Annotated in this window: 9 protein-coding genes and 1 riboswitch; of the genes, 3 read left to right on the forward strand and 6 right to left on the reverse strand. The window is 32.4% G+C overall.

From position 1 onward, the window contains the following. Positions 1-6 precede the first annotated feature (6 nt). The 5 genes from F553_RS0102660 to F553_RS0102680 all read right to left on the reverse strand — a co-directional run bounded on the left by F553_RS0102660 (position 7) and on the right by F553_RS0102680 (position 4357). Entirely contained in the window at positions 7-969 is a 963-nt protein-coding gene (locus F553_RS0102660; protein WP_018998886.1) for an ABC transporter substrate-binding protein, read from the reverse strand. Between the two features lie 20 nt (positions 970-989). Further along, positions 990-1697 carry a precorrin-2 C(20)-methyltransferase gene (cobI, locus tag F553_RS0102665; protein WP_008539399.1) on the reverse strand — a complete coding sequence of 236 codons (708 nt, stop codon included), beginning with the start codon at positions 1695-1697 and terminating at the stop codon, positions 990-992. Positions 1698-1860: 163 nt separating this feature from the next. Next, complete coding sequence (locus F553_RS0102670) at positions 1861-2868, reverse strand: sirohydrochlorin cobaltochelatase (RefSeq protein WP_018998887.1); 1008 nt, start codon at positions 2866-2868, stop codon at positions 1861-1863. A gap of 201 nt (positions 2869-3069) precedes the next feature. Further along, positions 3070-3246: riboswitch (cobalamin riboswitch) on the reverse strand. A 71-nt stretch (positions 3247-3317) separates the two neighbouring features. Beyond that, positions 3318-3737: an ExbD/TolR family protein gene (locus F553_RS0102675; protein WP_018998888.1), complete on the reverse strand. Its 420-nt coding sequence runs from the start codon at positions 3735-3737 to the stop codon at positions 3318-3320. A gap of 2 nt (positions 3738-3739) precedes the next feature. After that, on the reverse strand, positions 3740-4357 hold the full coding sequence (locus F553_RS0102680) for a MotA/TolQ/ExbB proton channel family protein (RefSeq protein ID WP_018998889.1): 618 nt from the start codon (positions 4355-4357) through the stop codon (positions 3740-3742). 122 nt (positions 4358-4479) lie between these two features. Between F553_RS0102680 and F553_RS0102685 the strand changes: the two genes are divergently transcribed. Next, positions 4480-5073 carry a DUF2284 domain-containing protein gene (locus tag F553_RS0102685; protein WP_018998890.1) on the forward strand — a complete coding sequence of 198 codons (594 nt, stop codon included), beginning with the start codon at positions 4480-4482 and terminating at the stop codon, positions 5071-5073. 98 nt (positions 5074-5171) lie between these two features. Here the strand turns inward: F553_RS0102685 and araA are convergent, their stop codons facing one another. Further along, the gene (araA, locus tag F553_RS0102690; RefSeq protein WP_018998891.1) at positions 5172-6656 is read right to left on the reverse strand and encodes an L-arabinose isomerase; all 1485 of its coding nucleotides are present in this window, start codon (positions 6654-6656) and stop codon (positions 5172-5174) included. Positions 6657-7119: 463 nt separating this feature from the next. Between araA and F553_RS0102695 the strand changes: the two genes are divergently transcribed. Then, a complete protein-coding gene (locus F553_RS0102695) occupies positions 7120-8523 on the forward strand; it encodes a sugar porter family MFS transporter (protein WP_018998892.1) in 1404 nt (467 codons plus the stop codon). A gap of 39 nt (positions 8524-8562) precedes the next feature. Continuing rightward, positions 8563-9141, forward strand: a complete 579-nt coding sequence (locus tag F553_RS0102700; protein ID WP_018998893.1) for a cytidylate kinase-like family protein — start codon at positions 8563-8565, stop codon at positions 9139-9141. The last annotated feature ends 231 nt before the right edge of the window (positions 9142-9372 follow it).

Raw genomic sequence — 9372 nt, forward strand, 5'->3', positions numbered from 1 at the left:
TCACCATCAATTAAATTTATCTGGATAAACAAGCTTAGCCATAGTTTCAACCGCTTCTGGATAATGAATGCCTGGACTTAGTAAAAATAATTCCTGTGGCAAGAAATACACTCTTTTTTCTTTTACTGCTGGAAGAGTCTGCCATGCTGGATTATTTTCTACATTCTCCATCATAGATTTCTTTATAGTTTCTAGTTTTCCCATACTTGTAACAAAAATAACATCTGGATTTGCTGATACTAATGTTTCCAAACTATATGGCGCAGAAGTTGGATTGCTTTCTAATGGAGTCAATCCCTTAGCAATATTTTCAAATTCCAAAATCTCTGCCGTTGAACCTGCAATACTACCTTCTAATTGTACAGTTACATTTTGAGCTGTACTATGTAGTATCGCTATACGTTTATGTTCATTTGGCAATTTGTCCTTTATTTCTGCTATTTTATTATCCATATCTTGTATCAAAGTTTTTGCTTTATCTGGATTTCCTGCAATCTGCCCTAAAACATCTACAGTATGTTTTACTTGGTCATACGTACGCATTTCTAGAACAACTACAGGAATACCATTTTCTTCAAACGTAGATACAAATTTATCATTCATACCCTTATAAGCAATTACTAAATCTGGTTGAGCTTCTATTACTTTCTCAATATTAATATTATAGACATTTCCTACTTGTGGTAGATTTTCATCTTCTTTAGGAATACCTGTTTTTGCTGATACCCTAGCCACTATTTTTCCATCAACAGCATGAAGTGGCTCTAAAAAAGATGCTGATAATGGTACTATTCTTTCTGGTTTTTTCGTCAAAACTACTTGTCTATCAGCATCATCTGTAATAGTTAAATAACTATCAGTTCCACTCGAAGCATTTTTTTCCTCTGTTTGACTACCACAACCAACTAATATTACTGAAAAACATATTACTAAAGCTAATATACAAAACAAACCATTTAATTTTTTCATAGTAACATTATCTAAGGCAATTAAATACCTTTACTCCTTCTAGTCAAAATAGTTGATAAATAATTTAATTTTTTATCTTTTTGAGCTTGTAAATCATTTATAATTTCTTCATCTGGAAGACCACAACGGCTTACAAGTACAGCATTATCCACCATATCATTTTCAGCTAAAGCATCTACTACTTCAGGATAATTTTTATAAACTTTCATCATTACCACATTATTAGAAACAGCTAAAGCTTTATCAATAGTTTCTTTATCAGCAGTTGCTGGAATTACACTGATGATATCATTGCCTTCAACTAAAGGATAACCTAATTTACTACCAATCGCACAAAATGCTGGCACACCTGGGATAGTTTCAATATTTATATCTTTTTCTTTTGCTAAAAGACGATATACATAAATATATGTACTGTAAAACATTGGATCGCCTAATGTTAAAAATACTACATTTTTTCCAGCTTGTAATAAAGCTAAAATCTCTTCTTTATTTTTCTGCCATGCATCAGTAGTTTCAAAATTAACTACCATTGGAAAAACTTGATATACAATTTCAATATCATCTTTTAAATAAGGTTTAGCTATGCTTAAAGCTACGCTACCATCTTTTTTTTCTGTTTTTGGTGCAATGAGTACATCAGCTTTTTCAATAGCTTTGATAGCTTTCATTGTCAATAATTCTGGGTCTCCAGGACCTACACCAATACCATAAAAAGTTCCTGCCATGATTAAAAATCCTCCTGCATAAAAAGGTATGTGACAAAATTTGCCACATACCTTACTGTATTACATTTTGCATATTTTAGTAGAAACTAAATTACTTAATAAAATAATGCTCTTGTTTATTTTACACTTGCCATATAAAAGCGTCAAGCTTAGGCTACACGGCTTATTTATCTGCTTGCAATGCATCAAAAGCTTCATTTGCTCTATCCACAAATAATTGGCGAACATTTTCATTTTCACCTAAACCGTGAAGATAAGTATCCACTTTGAAACCTTCTTTTTCTAAAATAGATTTATGTGAGTCTTCTTCTTCTCCTGCCATATCATTATTAGCATGGTCACCTGCTACCATCATAAGTGGCATCAAAGTTACATTTTTGATTTTCTTAGCTTTTAACTCTTCAATGACATCTTCTAATCTTGGATTACCTTCAACTGTATAAATCAAAACTTTGCCATCATAAAGTTTATTTAAACGATCTTGCATTACAGCATAATATGCATTTGATGGGTCTGGTGTACCATGAGCCATAACAAGTACTGCATCTTTTTTACCTAATTTAGGCATTTGAGATTCAAGTGCTTTCATAGCATCTTCTACATCATCTCTTTGATTTTCTTGTCCCATCCAATACATAAGAGGTGTACCAATAGTCATTTTCTTAAATTGAGTTTTGTAGATATCATAAACAGCTGTTTTATAAGTATATTCAATACCAGGAATAACATCTAAAGAAGTGAGTGCAATGCGATTATAGCCTTCAGCTTTTAGTTGTGCCAAAGCTTCTTCTGGAGTTGGGATATTAATACCTTCTTTAGCTTTAATGCGGTCAATAATAATATGTGAAGTAAATGCTAATACCACTTTAGTATTTGGATGTGCTTTTTGAATTTCATCTACAGTTGCTTCAATTGTTTTTGCACGAGTATCTTTAAAAGTAGTACCAAAACTCATCACTACAATAGCATCTTTATTTGGTGCTTTCATTAGCTGTTCATCTGTTGTATTATAAGTACGTAAACCAATTTCTGTTGCTTTTAATAAAGCTGGAGTTGCAGTCTTTACTTCCGAGCTCAACTCATAACCAGAAGCAAAAGATGTTGCAGATACGCCTGTTAAGGCTACACATGCCATAGATGCCATTAAAATTTTTTTCCATTTAGCTTTCATATCGTTCTTTCCTCTCTTAGCTGAGTTATCCCCTTTATCCTACAATTTTCTTTTAAGCTAGGTTAAAAGTCATAAAAAAAATGAACCTTCTGCGCGCTCAAAGGTTCATTTCTAGTATAAAAAATCTCTACATGGAATTATACCGATGTAGAGATAGCCTTATACTGTAATAAATCTCCTACCTATCTCTCGCAGGTCATAACGGTGATTGACAAATAGGCAGTTCTTCTGACTCAAGTTCATCGCTTCTTCAAGCCTTCCCAAGAAAATCTCAGTGACATATTTTTGAAGTTGCTCACTTTCACAGCGGCGGGACCGTAGTAGCTTTTACTACTTTCTCTATTAAGTCCTAGGGACACCTATTCCACTCAATATAAATTATAAATAAAATTAATAAAAAAATTAATTCTATTTTTACCATAACATTTAGTAATAGATATGTCAAGTTATTATTGTGGCTTTTGTACTATCGTTTCTGTCGCTAAACCAAATTTAGTTATACCAATAGCTTTGAATTTATCTAATAAAACCATTATTTTACCATAATCAATGCTCTCATCAGCACGAATAACTACAGCAAAATTATTATTTTCTTCATATTTTTCTTTTGCACCTTGAAGTAATGTATCTTCATCTATCAATTTATTTTCTAAATACAAAGTACCATCAGCTTTCATCGTAACTAAATAATTAACATTTGTCTGACTTTGGGCATTTTGCACTTTAGGCATATTTACAGGAATAGTTTTTAAATCTACCATGTATAGTGTGCTGAGCATAAAAAATACCAATAAGAAAAACATAATATCAATCATTGGTATAATCATGACCTCAGGCTTAGAAAACGCTCTTCTATCTTTTAAACGCATTGTTATTCACCTCTAGTTATATAACCTTCAATTAGTGAAAAAGCCTGTTCCATATCAGTTACAATACGGTCTATTCTCTGCACAAAATATGCATGAATAGCCAAAGAAACAATAGCTACACAAAGTCCTGTAGCTGTTGCGATTAATGCTTCACCTACACCCCCAGTGATAGCAATAGCTTGACCTTCTTCTAAATTAAATACGCTAAAAGCTGAAATCATACCAATTATTGTCCCCAATAAACCTAATAAAGGAGCCATAGTAACAATTACATTTAAATAATAAAGTCTTTCTCTAAATTTAGAAATACTTATCCCTGATTGAACTTCCAACAACATCATCAAATTGATATTTTTATTTTGCATTTTATTAAAAGCAAAATCGACCAAAGAAGCTAAATCCCCCTTGCTATTTTGTGCTAAATTTCTAGCTTCTTCAATTTTATTATTAATCATCAATTTATAAAAATTCTGTGCAAAAGCTCTTCCTGAATCAGCTTTCATAAAATATAATAAGCGTTCTATACCAATAGTGATAATAAAAATTGAGCATATTAATAATATGTACATTACTAATCCGCCCTTATGAAAATACTCTACACCTTGCATCAATAAGTCCATGAAAAGACCTCCTATAAAAATCTCACTTCTTGTATTATAATTTATTCATACTAATAATAAGCTTATCAAATATAGCTGTCAAACCTAAAATCAAAAAACTTAATAATTAAGGAAGTGCTTTTATGTTTACTACAAAAGTCCAAGTCGCTCATCATGATATGCAAGATTTTATTTCTAATTATCAAGACATAGACAAATTTTTGACTTATTGCCAACAATGTAATAATTATAATCATAAATGGTCTTGTCCACCACTTAGCTTTAATCCTAAAACTTATTTGAGCCAATATAAATCTATTTATTTAGTAGCTGTACAAATAAATTACAGTGAAGATACTATAAATAGCTTAACTACTAAAGAAGAAATTAGTACATTTACTCGCAAAACTTTACGCAAACTAAAAAATGAAATAGCTACTGCCCTATTAAGTTTAGAAAATGATAATACAATTTCCCTATCTTCTGGTGGCTGTAGTTACTGTTGCAAATGCAGTAGAACTGTTAATCAGCCTTGCAAAAAACCAGATAAAATGCGTCATTCTCTTGATTCTTTTGGTGTAGATTTAGGAAAAGTAATGGAAGATATATTTAATATAAAATTACTTTGGGGCTTAGATAAATTACCAAAATATCACGTATTAATTCATGCTTTAATCTCTAACGAAACTATTTCTGCTACAACTATATCTGAAATAATAAGCAAAAACAGCGTATAACTATAATAGTTATACGCTGTTGTTTTAAAAAATATTCTTTCCCCCTCAGTTAAGGGAAAATATATAAAGTTATGGGGGAAAGAGAGAGAGTTAACAAATTATTTTAATTTCCACATAATGTCGGAAAGCATGAGCTGATCTTTAAATTTATCCATATCTAAATCTTTAGTGATATGAACGAATTCAATACCCATCATATTAGCCCAATCGCGAAGTTGTTCAGCAGTTACAGTGTAGCTGATAACGCTATGATGTGCACCACCTGCTAAAATCCAAGCTTCACCAGCTTCTTCAAGGCTTGGCATTGGTTTCCACATTACGCGAGCTACAGGAAGATTTGGCATTGGCATAATAGGTTTTACGCATTCTACATCGTTAACGATAAGACGCATTCTACCACCCATATCTACAAGAGTAGCTACAATAGCACTGCCTGCTTTACCTTCAAATACAAGACGAGCTGGAGCATCTTTGCCACCAATTCCAAGTTCATGAACTTCAATTTTTGGAGTTCCTTCTGCAACGCTAGGGCAAACTTCAAGCATATGTGCACCAAGGTTATAGCTATCTTCGCCATCTTTACCGAAATGATAAGTGTAGTCTTCCATTAAAGCAGTACCTTTATCAATGCCCTGTGCCATAGTTTTCATAACTGCAGTGAGGCAAGCAATTTTCCAATCGCCTTCTGGACCGAAACCATATCCTTGACCTGTTAAATCTTGAGTTGCAAGACCTGGAAGTTGATCCATACCATAAAGGTCTTCAAATGTATTTACAAAACCATCTGCTTTGTTATCTTCTAAGAATTTTTTAATAGCAACTTCAACTTTTGCTTGATAACGTACAGATGCGATATTATCTGTATTCATTTCATATTTAGTTTTATATTCAGCAACTTGAGCATCAATTTGTTCTTCAGTTACTGCGTTGATGTACTGTACTAAATCTCCTACTGCATGAGTATTTACAGACCAACCAAATTTGATTTCTGCTTCTACTTTATCGCCTTCAGTAACAGCAACATTTCTCATGTTATCGCCAAAGCGAATAACTTTTAAATCAGCACTAGCGATTACGCCAATTGCAGTACGCATCCAAGTTGCGATTTTGTTTTGAACAGCTTCTGTTTCCCAATAACCAACAACAATTTTACGAGCAAGACGCATACGAGTACCAATGAAACCATGTTCACGGTCACCATGTGCAGACTGATTTAAGTTCATGAAATCCATATCGATTTCTTCATTTGGAATTTCTCTATTATATTGTGTATGAAGGTGAAGATATGGTTTTTGTAATTTTTTAAGACCTCTAATCCACATTTTAGATGGGGAGAAAGTATGCATCCATGTGATAATACCAGCACAAGTATCATCATAGTTTGCATCCATTACAAATCTGTCGATTACTTCAGCAGTAGTACCTACAGCTTTAAATTCAATTTTTGCAGGAAGTTTGCCAGAAGCATTTAAGCCTTCTACCATTTTTTTAGCGTCTTCTTCAACAGCTTTTAAAGCTTCTGGGCCATATAAGAACTGGCTACCTACGATAAACCAAAATTTGTAGTCTTGTAATTTTTTCATAAAAAAACAACTTCTTTCCTTAAAAATATAACTTATATTATTACTTGCAAATAATTCTATTATAATCTGTTGTATATTTAATATTACCATTTGTTTGAAAATTGTAATATATAATTGTCATACAACATGGTTTTATTATAGCATGTATGTTATACAAATTTCAATAGGAAAAACATAAAATTTATAAAAATTTTTTCAATCTTTCCAACAATTCCACTATATAAATAATTTTTATAGTCATCTTTATCTATATAAAGGAAATTATTTTATCTCAACCTTTCTCCTTAATAAAAAAATTCAAAAAAATTTAAAATTATTTACAATAAGTACTTGTCAAATAAAAAAAACTATAGTACAATCTTTTTCGTCAATATATCATACAACTTGATTAAATTATTCAAATTAGTATGATATTTATAATTGTCTGTTAATTCTATAATAAAGAAAAGGTAGGTTTTATCTCATGTCCACAGCTATTGACACTGAAGCGCTTCAACAAAGTAAACGTATGCGCAAATTAGTATCTGTTGCAGCCGGTATGGCTGGTTTGTTGTTTGGTCTTGATATTGGGGTAATCGCTGGTGCATTGCCATTCATTACAGACCAATTATCACTCACAAGCCAAATGCAAGAATGGATCGTAAGTTCTATGATGTTTGGTGCAGCTATTGGTTCTATTATTACTTTATGGATTTCATCTAAATTAGGTCGTAAAAAATCTATTTTAACAGCAGGTCTCTTATTTATTATTGGTTGTTTTGGTTCTTCATTCGCTCCTAATTATGAAATTTTATTAATCTCTCGTATAATCTTAGGTTTCTCCATTGGGGTTGCTTCTTATGTAGCACCACTTTATCTTTCTGAAATGAGTGAAAAAGAACATCGTGGTCGTTTGATTTCCATGTATCAGCTCATGATTAACTTCGGTATCGTTATTGCATTTATCTCTGATACACTTCTTGCTCCAACAGAAAGCTGGAGACTTATGCTTGGTATCATCAGTATCCCTGCATTCTTATTAATAATCGCTGTTGCTAAATTACCAGATAGCCCACGTTGGCTCGCTTCTAAAGGTTTTACAACTGAAGCTCAAAAAGTACTTAACGTTCTTCGTGGTAACAAAGAAAAAGCTCATGAAGAACTCCAAGATATCACAGATAGCTTAAAAGTTAAACAAGCTGGTTTCTCTTTATTCAAAGCAAACAAAAATGTTCGTCGTGTTGTTTTCCTTGGTATGTTCTTACAGTTCATGCAACAATTCACTGGTCAGAACATCATCATGTATTATGCTCCAAAAATCTTCAGTCTTGCTGGTTTTGAAAGCCACACAGACCAAATGTTCGCTACTATCTTAGATGGTATGACATTCGTTATCTTCACTTGGATTTCCATGCAGTTCATTGATAAAACTGGTCGTAAAATCGCACTTAAAATTGGTTTCGGTATCATGGCTTTAGCTCTTATCGTTCTTGGCTGGTGCCTCATGCAGTTTGAAGGCGGAAATACAGCTCAATGGATTTCTTACACTGCTGTTGGTATGACAATTCTTTCCATCGCTGGTTATGCTATGAGTGCTGCACCTGTTATCTGGATTTTATGCTCTGAAATTCAACCTCTTAAGAGCCGTGACTTCGGTATAGCTTGCTCTACTACTACAAACTGGGTATCCAATATGATTATCGGTGCTACATTCCTTTCCCTTCTCGAAGGTATTGGTTCCGCTCAAACATTCTGGTTATATGGTATTTTGAACGTAATCTTCATTTTCTGCACAATCTACATTGTTCCAGAAACAAAAGGTGTTTCTCTTGAAAAAATTGAAAGCAATCTTATGGAAGGTAAAAAACTTCGCGATATTGGTTGCTAATGTTGCTAATAATGAGATAAGTTCAAGGAGGAAAATATTATGTTAATTACAATAGGTCGTCAATATGGTGCTGGCGGACGCGAAGTAGCAGAAATTCTAGCTAAAGAACTTCAAATCCCTCTTTATGATAGAAAATTAGTTGCTTTGATTGCTGAACATCTTGAAAAAGGTTGTAAATTAGAAGAATTAAATCTCACTTATACTAATCTTTATGGTGATGAATCTCCATATGAACATATCTTTGATAATGTTGTTCAAAATGATGATATGTTTATGTTTAAACCTCAATCTAACGCTATAAAACAATTAGCTGATTATTATAAATCTGGTATTTTTGTAGGTCGTTGTGCTAATTATATCTTAAATGACTATAATGCTTATAGCTTCTTTATCGTTGCTGACGATGATTTCAGAACTACTAGAGGTCAACTTATTTATCATAAATCCTTATCTGAATTAAAAAAAGAAGACCAAAAACGTGCTTCTTACTATAATTACTATACAGGACTTAACTGGGGCGAACCTAAAGATTATGATTTAATAATCAATGTAGCTCGTACAGGCATTGAAGGTGCTGTAAAAGTTATTAAAGAATATGTTGCTAATAATCCTAAATAATCTTGCTTGACATCAACACTTCTTTTATGTTAAAGTATCACATCTTTTTCATAAAAGGAGTGTTTTTTTATGCCTTATGGTGTCCTAACTGATATTTTTTGTATTATTCTTGGAGGTATTATCGGTCCTAATTTGAATATTAAAATTACCAAATGCGAGCGTAAAGCCCCTAAATTTATTTATGGGGATATAAGCTCGCTAAAAAACAATGATTCGATATCATTGTTTTTT

This window comes from Megamonas rupellensis DSM 19944 (genome assembly GCF_000378365.1).
Classification (GTDB): Bacteria; Bacillota; Negativicutes; order Selenomonadales; family Selenomonadaceae; genus Megamonas; species Megamonas funiformis.

Bases quoted from the DNA above. Each gene is read 5' to 3' on its own strand.
- F553_RS0102680 (WP_018998889.1), bottom strand. From the start codon at position 4,357: ATGGACTTATTGATGCAAGGTGTAGAGTATTTTCATAAGGGCGGATTA.
- F553_RS0102660 (WP_018998886.1), bottom strand. From the start codon at position 969: ATGAAAAAATTAAATGGTTTGTTTTGTATATTAGCTTTAGTAATATGT.
- araA (WP_018998891.1), bottom strand. From the start codon at position 6,656: ATGAAAAAATTACAAGACTACAAATTTTGGTTTATCGTAGGTAGCCAG.
- F553_RS0102700 (WP_018998893.1), top strand. From the start codon at position 8,563: ATGTTAATTACAATAGGTCGTCAATATGGTGCTGGCGGACGCGAAGTA.
- F553_RS0102695 (WP_018998892.1), top strand. From the start codon at position 7,120: ATGTCCACAGCTATTGACACTGAAGCGCTTCAACAAAGTAAACGTATG.
- F553_RS0102670 (WP_018998887.1), bottom strand. From the start codon at position 2,868: ATGAAAGCTAAATGGAAAAAAATTTTAATGGCATCTATGGCATGTGTA.
- F553_RS0102675 (WP_018998888.1), bottom strand. From the start codon at position 3,737: ATGCGTTTAAAAGATAGAAGAGCGTTTTCTAAGCCTGAGGTCATGATT.
- F553_RS0102685 (WP_018998890.1), top strand. From the start codon at position 4,480: ATGTTTACTACAAAAGTCCAAGTCGCTCATCATGATATGCAAGATTTT.
- cobI (WP_008539399.1), bottom strand. From the start codon at position 1,697: ATGGCAGGAACTTTTTATGGTATTGGTGTAGGTCCTGGAGACCCAGAA.